This window comes from Paenarthrobacter sp. CAP02 (genome assembly GCF_040137855.1).
Classification (GTDB): Bacteria; Actinomycetota; Actinomycetes; order Actinomycetales; family Micrococcaceae; genus Arthrobacter.
Genome location: NZ_JBEEII010000001.1, coordinates 378,581 through 393,263 on the forward strand (window position 1 = coordinate 378,581; position 14,683 = coordinate 393,263).

General features: G+C 63.4%; 15 protein-coding genes. 6 read left to right on the forward strand and 9 right to left on the reverse strand.

Annotation, left to right across the window (positions count from 1 at the left end):
• Positions 1-45 precede the first annotated feature (45 nt).
• From ABHM97_RS01930 to ABHM97_RS01945, 4 genes are all read right to left on the reverse strand, one after another.
• Positions 46-699 carry a GntR family transcriptional regulator gene (locus tag ABHM97_RS01930; protein WP_349469383.1) on the reverse strand — a complete coding sequence of 218 codons (654 nt, stop codon included), beginning with the start codon at positions 697-699 and terminating at the stop codon, positions 46-48.
• A 111-nt stretch (positions 700-810) separates the two neighbouring features.
• Complete coding sequence (locus ABHM97_RS01935; RefSeq protein ID WP_349469385.1) at positions 811-1,830, reverse strand: transketolase family protein; 1,020 nt, start codon at positions 1,828-1,830, stop codon at positions 811-813.
• On the reverse strand, positions 1,827-2,720 hold the full coding sequence (locus tag ABHM97_RS01940; RefSeq protein WP_349469386.1) for a transketolase: 894 nt from the start codon (positions 2,718-2,720) through the stop codon (positions 1,827-1,829). Before ABHM97_RS01940 ends, ABHM97_RS01935 begins: the two co-directional genes overlap by 4 nt.
• 62 nt (positions 2,721-2,782) lie before the next feature.
• A complete protein-coding gene (locus ABHM97_RS01945; protein ID WP_349469387.1) occupies positions 2,783-4,120 on the reverse strand; it encodes an MFS transporter in 1,338 nt (445 codons plus the stop codon).
• A gap of 203 nt (positions 4,121-4,323) precedes the next feature.
• Between ABHM97_RS01945 and ABHM97_RS01950 the strand changes: the two genes are divergently transcribed.
• Genes ABHM97_RS01950 through ABHM97_RS01965 form a run of 4 tightly spaced genes read left to right on the forward strand, consistent with a single transcriptional unit; the run spans position 4,324 to position 8,216 of the window.
• Entirely contained in the window at positions 4,324-5,166 is an 843-nt protein-coding gene (locus ABHM97_RS01950) for a sugar phosphate isomerase/epimerase family protein (protein WP_349469388.1), read from the forward strand.
• Positions 5,167-5,195: 29 nt separating this feature from the next.
• Positions 5,196-5,969, forward strand: coding sequence for an SDR family NAD(P)-dependent oxidoreductase (locus tag ABHM97_RS01955; protein WP_235518214.1), 774 nt, complete (start codon positions 5,196-5,198; stop codon positions 5,967-5,969).
• Positions 5,970-6,005: 36 nt separating this feature from the next.
• Positions 6,006-7,748 (forward strand): dihydroxyacetone kinase family protein, encoded by a 1,743-nt coding sequence (locus tag ABHM97_RS01960; protein ID WP_349469389.1) that lies wholly within the window; start codon positions 6,006-6,008, stop codon positions 7,746-7,748.
• Positions 7,749-7,757: 9 nt separating this feature from the next.
• Positions 7,758-8,216 (forward strand): ribose-5-phosphate isomerase, encoded by a 459-nt coding sequence (locus ABHM97_RS01965; RefSeq protein WP_349469390.1) that lies wholly within the window; start codon positions 7,758-7,760, stop codon positions 8,214-8,216.
• A gap of 105 nt (positions 8,217-8,321) precedes the next feature.
• Here ABHM97_RS01965 and dnaB read toward each other — a convergent pair whose 3' ends face one another.
• On the reverse strand, positions 8,322-9,707 hold the full coding sequence (gene dnaB, locus ABHM97_RS01970; RefSeq protein WP_235518206.1) for a replicative DNA helicase: 1,386 nt from the start codon (positions 9,705-9,707) through the stop codon (positions 8,322-8,324).
• Positions 9,708-10,299: 592 nt separating this feature from the next.
• Here dnaB and ABHM97_RS01975 point away from each other — a divergent pair.
• On the forward strand, positions 10,300-10,770 hold the full coding sequence (locus tag ABHM97_RS01975; RefSeq protein ID WP_349469533.1) for a hypothetical protein: 471 nt from the start codon (positions 10,300-10,302) through the stop codon (positions 10,768-10,770).
• A gap of 7 nt (positions 10,771-10,777) precedes the next feature.
• Positions 10,778-11,347 carry a hypothetical protein gene (locus tag ABHM97_RS01980; RefSeq protein ID WP_235518205.1) on the forward strand — a complete coding sequence of 190 codons (570 nt, stop codon included), beginning with the start codon at positions 10,778-10,780 and terminating at the stop codon, positions 11,345-11,347.
• Positions 11,348-11,353: 6 nt separating this feature from the next.
• Here the strand turns inward: ABHM97_RS01980 and ABHM97_RS01985 are convergent, their stop codons facing one another.
• From ABHM97_RS01985 to ABHM97_RS02000, 4 genes are all read right to left on the reverse strand, one after another.
• A complete protein-coding gene (locus tag ABHM97_RS01985) occupies positions 11,354-11,698 on the reverse strand; it encodes a TFIIB-type zinc ribbon-containing protein (RefSeq protein WP_235518204.1) in 345 nt (114 codons plus the stop codon).
• A gap of 77 nt (positions 11,699-11,775) precedes the next feature.
• The gene (locus ABHM97_RS01990) at positions 11,776-12,402 is read right to left on the reverse strand and encodes an FMN reductase (RefSeq protein WP_349469391.1); all 627 of its coding nucleotides are present in this window, start codon (positions 12,400-12,402) and stop codon (positions 11,776-11,778) included.
• Positions 12,403-12,494: 92 nt separating this feature from the next.
• Entirely contained in the window at positions 12,495-13,448 is a 954-nt protein-coding gene (locus ABHM97_RS01995) for an alpha/beta hydrolase (protein ID WP_349469392.1), read from the reverse strand.
• 41 nt (positions 13,449-13,489) lie between these two features.
• Positions 13,490-14,563, reverse strand: a complete 1,074-nt coding sequence (locus ABHM97_RS02000; RefSeq protein ID WP_349469393.1) for an alpha/beta hydrolase — start codon at positions 14,561-14,563, stop codon at positions 13,490-13,492.
• Between the last annotated feature and the right edge of the window lie 120 nt (positions 14,564-14,683).

Below are 14,683 nucleotides of genomic sequence, written 5' to 3' on the forward strand. Positions count from 1 at the left end.
GTCGTTGCCCAACAACGGCAAAGCGGGTTAGGAACGCGCTAGAGCTCAGCCGACCAAATTCTCGGCCGCGCCATCCATGTGCGCGATGATCGTCTCGCGCGCCTTGGCCGCATTCCCGGTCTCAATGGCGGCGACAATGTCGTGATGCCGCCCGACGCTCATGTTCCGGGTGGCGCGTTCCAGTCCGGCGAACATGATGGACATTCGGATCGACCCTTCCAGCGATTCCCATTGGTGCAGCAGCGTCTCGTTTCCGGACAAGCGGCAGAGGGTGCGGTGGAATTCAAGGTCGGCTTCGATCTGCTCCTCCAAGGACGATTTGGCGGCCTTTTCCATGGTGTCGACGGCGGCACGCAACTCTGCCAGCGCGGCCTCCTTGTCCGGCATGTCGCTCAAGGTCCGGGCAGCCAGCGATTCCAGGACGCCGCGGACGGCGAAGATGTCCCGGATTTCCTTGACGTCCAGGTGCCGGACGGACATCCGGCCGCGCGCCCCGGCCGAAATCAGGCCTTCCTGTTCCAGCTGGCGCAGGGCTTCCCGGAGCGTGCCGCGGCTGATCTGGAGCATCTCCGACAGCTCGGTTTCGACGAGGTGCCGCCCGGGTTCGAGTTCACCACTCGTGATGGCGGTCCGCAGTGCTGCGAGCGCCTGTTCGCGCAGGCTCTTCTTCTCAAGTCCCAGCAGGGATGCGGTGGCCATGGTGTGTCCTCGGTTCTATGGGCGACTGCTGACAGTCCGGTGTTAACTGTCGATACTACGGGCAGGAGTGCGGGACGGGCAGTTATGGCCGTCCCGCATTCCCAAAGAAACTCAGCCGAGTTCCGCCAGCACCTTGGCCACAATCCGGTCCAAGGACAGGCCGTACCGTTCGTGCAGCGTAGGCAGCGCGCCGGCGTCGAGGAACTGGTCCGGAAGGCCGATGGGCACCACACGCTTCCCGAGACCGGCGGTGACGACAGCGGATGCAACGGTTTCGAACAGACCGCCAACAACCGTGTGGTTCTCCAGCGTGACGGCAAGACGGTCCGTGTTCAGTTCTGCCAGCACGGTGGCGGCGTCGAAGGGTTTGATGGTTGGCGTGTGAACCACGGCGACGTCCACGTTGTGGGCTGCCAAGGCATCCGCAGCCTGGAGTGCCCGCATCGTCATGAGTCCGGAAGACACGAACACCACATCGTTGCCACCGCGCAGGACCTTGGCCTTGCCCAGCTCAAAGGTGTAGTCGTACTCGTCCAGGACCGTTGGCACGTTGCCACGCAGCAAGCGGAGGTACGTGGGCCCATCGGAGGCGGCAAGCTGCGGGACGGCCTGCTCGATGTCCACGGAATCGCAGGGGTCCACGATGGTCAGGTTGGGCATGCCGCGGAAGATCGCCATGTCCTCGGTGGCCTGGTGGCTGGGACCATAGCCCGTGGTGAGCCCGGGCAGACCGCCGATGATGTTGACGTTCAGGTTCGGTTCGGCGATGTCCAGGCAAAGGAAGTCGTAGGCGCGTCGGGCGGCGAAAACCGAGTAGGTGGAGGCGAACGGGATCAGTCCGGTTTCGGCCATGCCCGCGGCCGCGCCAAAGAGGAGCTGCTCGGCCATGCCCATCTGGAAGAACCGCTCCGGGAACGCCTTGGCGAAGATGTGCATATCGGTATATTTGCCGAGGTCCGCGGTCAACCCGACTATCGCAGGGTTGGCCTCGGCCGCGGCAACGAGCGCGTGCCCGAAAGGAGCGGATGTGGTCTTCTGCCCCGGGTCAGCAAAGGACGCGATCATGGCCGAGGTTTTGAGCTTCGGCTTCCCCACTGAAACCGCGCCCGCCGCCGTCGTAACTGTGCTCATGCTGAAGCCGTCCCTTCGTATCCTGCGGTCAACTGGTCGCGGCAGATCTGCCATTCGTTTTCTTCGATGCGCATGAAATGCGCCTTTTCGCGGGTTTCCAGGAGCGGGACGCCCCGCCCCACCTTGGTGTCGCAGAGGATCACGGAAGGTCGCCCGACCGCACCGGAGACCGAGGCGATGTTGTCGAACGCCGCCAGCAACGCACCGACGTCGTTCCCGTCAACGCGCTGGGTGTACCAGCCGAACGATTCCCATTTCTCGGTGACCGGTTCGGTGCGCAGCACCGTGTTGGTTGCACCATCGGCCTGCAGGGCGTTGATATCCACCATGGCGGTCAGGTTTCCAAGCTGGTGGTGGTGCGCACCCATAGCGGCTTCCCACGTGGAGCCCTCGTCAAGTTCACCATCGGAAAGGAAGTTGATGACACGGGATGCGGAGCCCTGAAGACGCAGCCCCAACGCCATGCCGACGGCGATCGTGAGGCCGTGGCCGAGCGATCCGCCGGAAATTTCCATGCCCGGAGTGTAGGTGGACATGCCGGACATCGGCAGGCGGGAGTCATCGGAGCCGTACGTTTCGAGCTCGGCCACGGGCACGATTCCGGCCTCGGCGAGGGCTGCGTAGTGCCCGATCGCGTAGTGCCCGGTGGAGAGCAGGAAACGGTCGCGGTCAGCCCAGTGCGGGTCCTCGGCGCGGTAGTTGAGCTGGTCGGCGTAGACGGCGGCGAGCATGTCTGCCGCTCCAAGCGCCTGGCCAACGTACCCCTGACCTTGGACCTCGCCCATGTTCAGGGCGTGGTGCCGGATTCGGTAGGCGGCGGCACGGAGGCGGTCAACGCGTTCGCGGGCGGGAGCGGACGGGGTGGCCGCTTCGACTGATGAGAGTGTCACGTGGAATTCCTTTCGGAGCCGGGCGTGTACCGCTGGGGTGACGCCCGACGTCGAGGGCTGCTTTAGGCGTTTATGGTCTGGGGAGTTTTGCTGGCGGCTTCTTCGGCGAGCTTCCGCTCACGCTTGCCCCAGGTTTCCCTCGTGGAAAGCGCTGCCCACAGGCCGATGGCTGCGTAGGCGCTGAAGAGCAGGGCCGGCCCCATCCACCCCATGCTGACGAACAGCAAGGTGGTGATGAAGGGCGTGAAGCCGGACACCATGGCCGAGATCTGGTAGGACAGCGACGCCCCGGATGAGCGGGTCTTGGCCTGGAAGAGCTCCGGGAACCACGCGCCCTGGGCGCCGGCCAGGGAGTTCTGGCACACTGCGTAGGCCACCACGATGGTGGCGATGATCAGGAGGAACAATCCGGTGTTCACCAGCATGAACATGGGGATGCCAAAGACAACCGCGAACGCTGTGGACCAGATGTAGACGGGTCGGCGGCCTACTTTGTCGGTGAGCTTGCCCCAGTAGTAGGTTGCGAAGATGCCTATGCCTGCCGCGATGCAGAGGGCCACCAGCGTTTCGGTCTTGTCTGCCAGCTTGTTGGTGTGGAGATAGGAGATCATGTATGTCACAGACACTGCGTATCCGGCGGTTTCTGCGATGCGCAGGCCGATGCCCCGGACGATGTTGCGCCAATCGGTCCTGATGACCTCGACAATGGGGGACTTCACGATGTCACCCTTGGACTTGACGTCCTCGAACACCGGGGACTCCGGAACCTTGGAACGGATGATCAGGCCGACTGCCACCAGGACGATGCTGGCAAGGAACGGAACACGCCAGGCCCACTCGGAGCCGAGGCCCACACTGCTCAGGAACACCAGATTGGCCAGGAGCAGCCCCACGGGGAAGCCAGCCTGCACGATGCCCGTGAACTGGCCCTTCTTGCGCCACGGTGCGTGTTCGTAGCTCATCAGGATGGCTCCACCCCATTCAGCGCCGAAAGCCAGACCTTGGATCACACGGACCAGTACCAACAGCGCTGGCGCCAACAGGCCCACCTGCTGGTAGGTGGGCAGCAGGCCTATGGCAAAGGTAGCCAGGCCCATGAGGACCAGGGACGCCACCAGCACAGGTTTGCGGCCCAGCTTGTCGCCGAGATGACCACCGATAATACCGCCCAGGGGACGGGCAGCGAAGCCGACGCCGAGGGTCGCGAAGGAGGCTAGGGTGCCGGTCACCGGGTCGGCGCCCGGGAAGAATGCCGTACCGAAATACAGGGCGGCCGCGGTGCCGAAACCGATGAAGTCATAGGTTTCGATGACTGCGCCGACGCCGGATCCGACGGCGACGCGCTTTGCTTCCTTGGTTCCATGAACCGGACCACGCATGGTCAGAGCTTCGTTGCTCATAGTGTCTTTCCCTTTCAAGAGTGCGGCGCTTCTTCGGCTACCCCACTGTCGACAGTCAACATAATACGTCAACTGTGACCCACGACACCAGTAATGTCAACAGTCGACTCTAAAGGTTGACTGTTGACAGTCAACGGCCTTAACGTGGTTTACATCACTAAGGCGTCTCACCGATGAGGCCCCGACTTAGAGGATCAACGACGATGTTTCATCAACGACTGGGCTGTTCGTCCATCAGCTTCCGCCACCAGGAGCTGGCCACTGCCCTGCACACCATGCGCAACGCAGGCTTCGAGGAGATCGACCTCGGCGCCCTCCCTGGCGTGTGCGATCATGTGCCCTACGTGCTGGACGCCGGGGCAGTCGAGGCAGTTACCGCCGTCGTTCTTCAATCAGGCATGAGCGTCCGTTCGGTGAACGGCGATGTCGGGGACCTGAACGCAACGCTCGACGCCGGGGCCCGGGAAGGCCGGGACCGTCACCTCGAGATGTTGCTGGCTTTGGCCTCGAAGACCGGGGCGAAGGCACTGGTCCTCCCCTGCGGGGCAATAGACCACGAGCCCAAGCGCGGCCTGACTGAAGATATCGAGCTTGTAGCCGCCGAACTGATCCACGCCTCGCAGCGTGCGGCGGAGTTCGGCGTCGAACTCTGGACGGAGTCCCTCCACTACTTCCGGCTCTGCTGGAACACCGAACGCGCGCAACTGCTCGCGGACCGGTTGGCCGGTTCCGACGTGGGAATCGTCATGGACTTCAGCCACATCGTCGCCTCAGGCGGGAACCCTGTGGATTTTGTGTCCCGCTTCGGCGAGCGCATCAAACACGTCCACCTCCGTGACGCCGTGCCGGCAACAGACACCGAGCCCGGCAACATCAACCTCAGCATCGGCAACGGCCAGGCAGACTTCGCCGCGGGGCTTTCCGCGCTTCGGGACTTTGGCTACACCGGCCACTTCTCGTTGGAACTCGAAACCCGGGACGTCACCCATGACGAACGCCCGGCGGCGGCCGCCAAGGCAGCCAGCTTCATTACAGACCTCATCTAGTCCGCGTCACCTCATATTCAAGGAGCACCATGACCACCATCCAGCGCACCGCCGTCCTCACCGGAGCAACCTCCGATCGCGGCATCGGCCTGACGACTGCCCGCCGCTACGCAACCCAGGGCTGGGGCATCGTCATCCTGGACCTCGACGGCGAGAAGTCCGCCAAGGTTGCCGCCGAGATCGCCAACGAATTCAACGTTCCGGCGTTCGGCTACGAAATCGACGTCGCCAACGAGGCCTCCGTCACCGCAGCCCAGGCCGCCGTCGCCGCAGAGGTTGCCGCCGGAAACCTCCCGCCCGTCGGGGCCCTGGCCAACATCGCCGGCATCACCTCACCGGTTCCCTTCCTGGAAACCACGCTTGAGCTGTGGCACAAGGTCATGGACGTCAACGCCACGGGCACCTACCTGGTCACCAAAGCCTTCCTGCCGGACATGATCGCCAACGGCTGGGGCCGCATCGTCAACATGTCCTCGGTCTCAGCGCAGCGTGGCGGAGGCGTGTTCGGCAAGGTTCCCTACTCTGCAGCAAAGGCCGCCATCCTCGGCTTCACCAAGGCACTTGCCCGGGAAATCGGCGAGACCGGCGTGACAGTCAACGCCATCACCCCCGGTGCCGTGGACACCAACATCCGGGTTGGCAGCACCGAAGAACAGGAAGCCGCCATCAATGCAGGCATCCCCCTGGGACGGAATGCCACCACCGAGGAAGTCGCCGCGGTCATCACTTTCCTGTCCTCCGAGGACTCTGCGTACCTCACCGGCACCACCATCGACATCAACGGCGGCAGCCACATCCACTAAGTCCCCGGCCGCCGGAAACCAGAACCAGGACCCACCATGACCAGAATCTTCAACGATCCCGCCGACTTCGCTGACGAAGCCCTCGCCGGTTTCTGTGACGCCCACTCGGACCTCGTCCGCCAGGTGGAGGGTGGCGCAGTCCGCCGCAGCCGCCCTTCCACGCCCAAAGTGGCTGTCGTCACCGGCGGCGGCTCAGGACACTACCCGGCATTCGCAGGCATCATCGGGCCGGGATTCGCTGACGGTGCCGTGGTGGGCAACATCTTCACCTCACCCTCCACCCAGCAGGCTTACTCCGTGGCGAAGGCGGCAAACTCCGGCGCCGGCGTGGTGTTCACCTACGGCAACTACGCCGGGGACGTCATGAACTTCGGCATGGCCAGCGAACGGCTCAACGCCGAGGGCATAGCGACGGAGAACGTGCTGGTCACCGACGATATTGCCAGCGCTTCCCCCGCCGAGATCGAAAAACGACGCGGTATCGCCGGTGACTTCGTGGTCTTCAAAGTCATGGGCGCCGCTGCCGAAGCCGGCTTGGACCTTGCTTCCGTTGTCCGGGTGGGACGGAAGGCCAACGATGCCACGCGGACCATCGGCACGGCATTCAGCGGTTGCACCTTCCCGGGGGCCGAGCAGCCGTTGTTCCGCCTTCCCAAGGGGAAGATGGGCCTGGGCCTGGGCATCCACGGCGAGCCTGGACTGTTCGATACCGAGCTGCCGACCGCCGTCGAACTAGGCCAGGAACTGGTCCGCCGCGTGCTGGCGGAGACTCCGGCATCCGGTGCGACGCGACTGGCCGTCATACTCAACGGCCTTGGCTCCACCAAACACGAAGAACTCTTCGTCCTGTGGCGGACGGTTGCTCCCCTGCTGCGCGAGGCCGGTTACACCCTGGTAATGCCGGAGGTAGGCGAGTTGGTGACGTCCCTGGACATGGCCGGTGCCTCGCTGACGCTCACCTGGTTGGATGACGAGCTCGAGCAGTACTGGACGGCTCCGGCACTGACGCCGGCCTACCGCCGCGGTGCGGTTGGCTTCGAGGCCTCTTCCGCTGTATACACCGAAGCCGATCCCGACCACGTCGCGGAGGCTGACTACTCCTCCACGGCCGAATCCCGCGCCTACGCCGCCCACTGCCTCCAGGCCCTGGACACGACGGCGGCACTGCTTCGCGATTCCGAATCGATGCTGGGTGACATGGATGCGATTGCCGGCGACGGCGACCATGGTCGCGGCATGGTGCGCGGGTCGGCTGCAGCGTTGGACGCCGCACGCGGAGCCTTCGAACTCGGCGCCGGAGCCGGATCACTGCTCGCTGCCGCCGGCGACGCGTGGGCCGATAAGGCAGGCGGCACGTCAGGCGTCCTGTGGGGTGCCGGATTGCGGGCCTTGGGCCAGCGGCTCGGAGACGCAGAAACCCCGACGCCGGCGGCCCTCGCCGAATCTGTCCGCGCCTTTGCCGAGCGGCTCTCCAGCCTGGGCAAGGCTGAGATCGGCGACAAGACCATGATGGACGCCCTGCTGCCCTTCGCTGCCGCGCTTGAGGACCGCGTTGGATCAGGCGCCGCAGTGGAAGAGGCCTGGTCCGCTGCTGCCGCCGATGCCACCGCAGCAGCCAAGGCAACCGCCGAACTGCGTCCTTTGAAGGGGCGCGCCCGGCCGCTTGCCGAAAAGAGCATCGGCACACCCGACCCCGGGGCGACGTCGCTCGCCATGGTGTTTGCCGCCGTCGGGCCCCATTTCACCGCAGTTCCCGTACCCGCTGCAGCAAATAACTAGGAGAATTCCATGCGCATCATTGTGGGCGCCGACGAAGCCGGCGTTGAGTACAAAGAACGGATCCTGGCCGACCTCCGGACCGACTCCCGGATCACCGAAGTGATCGATATCGGTGTCAACAGGGCAGACGAGGACTTCACCAGGCCCTACCCGTATGTGGGCATTGCGGCAGGCGAGATGATCCGCGATGGCAAAGCAGAGCGGGCCATCCTCTTCTGCGGGACGGGTATCGGCGTGGCCATTGCCGCCAACAAGGTTCCTGGGATCCGCGCCACGGCGGCCCACGATTCGTTCTCGGTGGAACGCTCCATCCTCTCCAACGACTGCCAGGTGCTCACCATGGGCCAGCGAGTGGTGGGCGTGGAGCTGGCACGACGCTTGGCCAAGGAGTGGATCGGCTACGCATTCGATCCGTCATCCGGGTCTGCCGCCAAAGTAAAGGTCTTGAGCGACTTCGAAGGCTGCTAGGCACCCGATTCGAAGGCCAGGGCCCTGCGCTAAGCGTGAGGCCCTGGCCTTTGGCGGACTCCAGCCGACAGGCAGTTGCCGGTCCTCGATTGAAGTGCAACCGTTCTAGAACCCGCCGCCGCCACCGGCGTCGCCCGCCATGTTGGCGAAGCGTGAGTAGTGGCCTTGGAAAGCGACAACGATGTCCTTGGTAGGACCGTTACGGTGCTTGGCGATGAGGATGTCAGCTTCGCCGGCCCTGGGTGATTCTTTGTCGTAGACGTCTTCACGGTGCAACAGGATGACCATGTCGGCGTCCTGCTCGATGGAGCCTGATTCACGGAGGTCGGACACCATGGGGCGCTTGTCCTGACGCTGCTCGGAACCACGGTTCAGCTGCGAGAGCGCAATAACGGGAACCTGCAGCTCCTTGGCCAGCAGCTTGAGCGCGCGGGAGAACTCGGAAACTTCCTGCTGGCGTGACTCCACTTTCTTACCCGAGCTCATGAGCTGAAGGTAGTCAAGGATCACGAGCTTGAGGTCGTGCTGCTGCTTGAGGCGGCGGCATTTGGCCCGGATCTCCATGAGGGACATGTTGGGGCTGTCATCGATGAACAGCGGGGCGTCGTTCATCCGGCCCATGGTGGTGGCGATCTTGGACCACTGCTCGTCCTTGATGGTGCCCTTGCGGAGGTCCTGCAGGCCAATGGTGGCTTCCGCTGAAAGCAGTCGCATGGCGATTTCGTTCCGGCCCATTTCGAGCGAGAACATTACTGTGGCCAGGTTGTTCTTGATGGCGGCCGAGCGGGCAAAGTCAAGGGCGAAGGTGGATTTACCAACGGCAGGGCGTGCCGCGATAACGATCATCTGGCCCGGGTGCAGGCCGTGGGTCAGTTCGTCCAATTCGTAGAATCCCGTAGGAACACCGGTCATGCCTTCGCCGCGATGGCCGGAGGCCTCGATCTCGTCCACGGTGGATTCCATGACGTCCTTCAACGCCACGTAATCCTCAGCGGTGCGCTTTTCGGCAACCGCATAGACCTCGGCCTGGGCCTGGTTGACGAGGTCCTCCACCTCGCCGTCCTGGCCGTAACCCATCTGGACGATCTTGGTGCCCGCATTGACGAGGCGGCGGAGCACGGCGCGTTCTGCCACGATCTCGGCGTAGTAGCCGGCATTGGCAGCGGTGGGAACAGTCTGGATGAGCTCGTGCAGGTAGGCGGGACCGCCGATCCTGTTGATCTCGCCGCGCTTGGTGAGCTCATCGGAGACCGTGACGGCATCGGCAGGTTCACCGCGGCCGTAGAGGTCGATGATGGATTCGTAGATGGTCTCGTGCGCCGGACGGTAGAAGTCGTGCCCGCGAACGATTTCGACGACGTCGGCGATCGCGTCCTTGGACAGCATCATGCCGCCCAGCACGGACTGTTCAGCCGGGATGTCCTGCGGAGGTTTCCGGCTCGAGTCTGAAGCGCGTGTGCCCTCGATTGAGTCCAAGTGCGTAACTGACAAGGCCGTCCTCCATTTGTGTACCGCTGCAGGTGTGCAATCCCGGCGGTCCGTAAAGCGCTGTATGCGGGTAGGGATCCCGCCGATTGCTCCTGACCCTGTCAGGCACGTCCGACAAAATAGCGTTCCGTATCCACAAGTTATCCACAGCTAGCTCCGCAGAGGCGCTTCAATCGTTCATGATTTCGGGCCCCGGGGATCCCGGCAGTGAATAACGTGCCCAAAATGGACACTTCAGACACGTTACAGCAGGTGCCGGAACACCCCTGTGGATAACCTGTGGAATAGCACCGCCACGTTGTGCACAGACTGTGGGTTACTCTGTGGATAGAGAAATTCTTTCTGCGGAAACCAGCCTCTGACCTGCGGAAACATCGGAATTCAGCTGTGGACTAAAGAAAGATTTGGCACAAAATCATCCACAGACAATCGGCCGCATCGAGCCCATCAAGCACCAAAGCGTCGCTAAACATGCCGAAAATGTGATGCATCTTACAGTCGCTCGTCGAATTTGACAGAGCTCTCTCAGAAGCCTATGCCCGAAACGGAATGTGCTGTGGATAACCAACTTCTGGCATAAGCTCTAGGCATGGGGATGAACTTTGGTGACGTGCTGACGATTGTCCTTCCACTCCTGATCCCGGTGGGCCTGCTCTGGGCCTTGACTGCGGCCTTCAAACCCCGCGACACAGGAGTGTCCGACGCCGAAAGGTATCAGCGCGAATTGGCCGCACGCTCCGCCGCGCACCAAGCCGCCCAGGCACAGGCCGCCTTGGCGCTGCGCGCCCGCATAGAGGCGTCCACCAAGCCCAGCCAGAACGCTGCCAGCCACAATGGGCAAGCGCAGCAGCGGGCACCCATCCAGGCCCAAACCGGACCGTCCCAGCCGGCCGGGCGTCCGAATCAGCAGCCCGCTGTCCTTCCCAATGGTGAACTCAACCCGCAACTGGCTTTTGAATTGCAAAACCTTGTCCGCAGCGGCAAGAAGATCGAAGCCATCAAAGTCCTACGCCAGGCCACGCACTCAGATTTGCTTACCGCCAAGAACTACGTAGATCGGCTCTGACACCGCCATGGATTCCATCCTTATTCCGCTGCTGATCCTGATTGCGGTCATCGCAGGCGTACTCCTGCTCATTCGGTCCTTCACCAAGCGCGCCGCCGAAACGAAGGCAGGTGGCGCAGCAGCTTCGAAGGACCCGGTGGAGTTGGCCAAGGAGTCCGCAGCCAAACTCAACCAGGAGCAGCATCGCCAGATCTACTCACTGATCGCCCGGGGACAGGGAATGGCGGCCATCAAGCTGTACCTGCAGGCGACTGGTGAAGGACTGCGGGCCTCACGTGATGCTGTCGGCGCACTGGCAGCCCACCCGCAACCGTTTACCCCTGAAGTTCCCGCCAAGGACCTGCTGGCCGACGACGACGATGAGCCCGAGCGCTTCCCGTACAGGTACCGGGCAATCGTCAGCAAGGGCGACGTGACCCGCGAGGTAAGCAGCAACATGCTCAACGACGAGATTTACGGCCGCATCCGGACCCTGGCGAAGAGCGGTGACGTCGAAGGTGCAGCTGTGGCACTCACGCGCCATTCTGATATCACCATCAAGCAAGCGCGCGAGTTTATCGAACTCCTGGACGACTAGAAATCGTTAGAAGTCGAATAGCTCGCCGAGGAAGCCTTCCTTCTTCTTGCGCTTGCGGCCGTGCTGGTCGCGACGGTCGTAGTCGCCCCGGCGGTCGTAATCCCGCCTGTCCCGATCGTCGTAGCGCGGCTGCTGGGGACGGGACTCGAACGGGTTGTACAGGGGCGGCGGGGCGATCGGGGGCTGGGGCGGTGCTGCTGCCGATCGGGCCGGGGCCGGGCCGGTCTCAGCCGAAACGCGGTCAATGATCTTGTCCAGCTCCCCGCGGTCCAGCCACACTCCCCTGCATTGCGGGCAATAGTCGATCTCTACGCCGCCCCGCTCGCTCATCACCAGGTCAATTGAATCCACAGGACACTTCATGCCTGCCCCAACGTTCGGCGGAACGGAATAGTTCGGGCCCGGCCAGCCCCGGCCGCTTGGTCGGGCTACCTTCCAGCCGAAATTCCAGCCAGCAACTGCTCGAACGGGAGTGATTCCAGCGCATCGTTTTTGCGGTGAGGCTGGTCTCCGCTGAGCAACTGCACCAGCTCGCCCGCCGCCCGGTCTACCCGCGACGAAAGGGGCGAGCCGCCGTCGTCGGTGTTCCCCCAGTCCTGGGGCCCCGCGAAGACGCCGGTCGAAGCAATCCTGGTCCGCAGGTAGCTGAAGAGCGGGCGCATAGCGTAGTCAAGGACCAACTGGTGGCGGTCGGTGCCACCGGTGGCGCCGAGCAGAACAGCCTTGCCGTCCAGGGATTTGGGATCGAGAACGTCGATGAAGGACTTGAACAACCCGCTGTAGGAGGCGCTGAAGACGGGGCTGACGGCGATGATGGCGTCGGAATCCTCGACGCCGGCAATCACCTCAGCGAGGCGCGGCGCGGCGTAACCGGTCACGAAGTTGTTGGCGATGTCCACGGCAAGGTCGCGCAGTTCGACGATGTCGATCCTGGCCTCGTAACCGGCCGCACGCAGCTGCCGCTCGGTGGACGCTGCCAACTGGTCAGCCAACAGGCGGCTCGACGACGGGACGCCCAGACCGGCGGAAAGTACGGTGATGCGGCGGGTTTCCATGGCATTCTCCTATTGCTCGTTCATTCGGTTTACATGCATTTGCATCTACATCAATGAACCGAGGCGGCTCTCCATGTATTCCCGCGGTTGCGCTAACTGGCCCCGAGTCCCGCCAGGAAGGCCGTGGTGGCAGACGATATCTGCTTCTGGGCTACGTCCCGGGCCACAGCGGGCTCACCATCGCCGGGCTGCTCGCCGTAGTCCCCGAAGTAGGCGTGGTTCCCGCCCTGCACCGCCAGGAAGGCGGCGTCGGAGGGAAGCAGTTGACGGGATGCGACTATTTTGCCCGGCGTACTCAGCCCGTCCTCGGTGCCGGAAATAGACAGCACCTTCAGGTCGGCACGATCCCGCAGGGAGTCGACCGGATAGGAAGCAAAGAGCAGCAAGCCCGCGACGTCCTTGTTGTTCAAAGCGAAGGAGCTCGCACTGACGCCACCAAGGGAATGTCCCCCCACGGCCCACGTCCTGATGCCCGGATGGTCCGACATGGCACCCCTGGCCTGGTTGCCGTCGAGAAGGCTGAGATTAAGGGGTTCCTTGAGGATGACTACCAGGATTCCGGCGTCGACAGCGGGCCTGAGAATATCCGCATAGGCCCTCGCCTCGACCTTGGCGCCCGGATAGAAAACCAGGCCGCGGGCTGCCTGCCCGCCCACCGGCGACATGGTGATCGCCGTCGGGGTTTCCGCCACGGAAATTTCCGACGCGGCCACCGCCGAGGCCCCTTGGTAAGCGAAGGGGCTGAGCCACGCCAGGGCTGCCACCAGCGCCAGGACCGCGGCCCGGCCTAACCACGCGCCTGCAGCGCGAAGGGCGGAGCGACGACGGCGCACCTCGCGCCCTCGCCAGAGCAGGACACCCCAAAGAAGCCCGACGACGACGGCAGCCACCAATATTGACGGCAGCAGCGGGTGTGCTCGCAGCACGGCCGGATTGCCGATCAGCATTCCCGCCGGCACCAAAACCAGGGCCGCCGCGCAAAGCCAGGAGGCCCAGAAAAGGGCAGGGCGGTTGGTGGTTTCAAGGCGGGCAGAATGTAGGGTCATATCATGGAGATAATTCCCGGCGTGATGGTCCGCCCCTGGAACTACTGCCTCCTGGCCGCGTTCGTGGACAGGAAATCGAACAGCTTGTCCCTGGCCTCCCGCGCCTCACCAAAGTTCAGATGGAACTGGTACTCGTGGGGAAGTTCCGGCTGATGGTCAGCAGGCCAGAACAATTCCGTGACGGGAACTCCGGCCTCCTTCAACCGGTTGCTGTAAGGAACCGACTGAAGCCACGTCAGCCCGTCACCGTTTCCTCCGCTGATGAACGTCGGTGGGAAGTCCTTCTGGACGAAGTCGATGGTGGACATGGTTGCGCCTGCGTAGGTTGCGGACCAGTCCTTGGTGCCGGTGTAGGCCCAGAGCGAAGTCTTGAAGCCCCAGGCCACAATGCCGTTGAGATCTGCCATGGCCCGGAGATCGTACACACCGCAGTGCAGGATGGTAGCGGCCAAGTCTGATTTCTGCAGGGCGGGCTGAACACCCAGAAGGTTGGCGTACGCGGGATTCACGGTGAGCGTCGTCAGCTGGCTGGCCAACTGCGCGCCGGCGGAATCCCCTGCCAGGACGATCCGTCCCGGGTCCACGTTCAGCTCCGCAGCATGTGCCTTGATATAGGCGAGGGCGTCGTTGATGTCGCGCACGGCTGTGGGATACGTCGCCTCAGGGGCGATCGGGTAACCCAATCCGATGGTGGTGTAGCCCTCTGCTGCAAGAATCCGGAGGTACGGCTCAACATCCCGTTGCGCGCCGGAAATCCATGCGCCTCCGTGGATCCATACGATCGCGGGAAGCGCTGCGGTAGTCCCGGCAGGAGTAAAGGCGTCGAAGGTCGATCCAGGCTTGTAGGCGATCCCCATGTGGGTCTGCAGCGGAGTATCGGGGATGTACGGCGTCATTTCGTCGATGGTGGCCTGCGCGCCGCGTTCAAAAACGCTTCGAATCACCATCGCCGAGGGCCATGGCGTTGCGGAAAGCGCCAAAAGCAGAACCAACACCACGAGGATCGCCAGATCGAGTTTCCGGAGGCGCCTTGTGCGCTTTGGACGGACCCGCGGACCGGCAGCTGTTGCCGCCTCCTTCTCCGCGCTGGCCTGAAGTGATTCCAACGGTCCCATCACACACTCCCCCTGTCGATGCACCTGTGGACCATGCTAAGGGCAAAGACTGCCACGCAGGGGGCACCCGCCACAGTCATGTTTCCGGTCCGGCAGAGATGAAACCTTGCAGTACGGGTC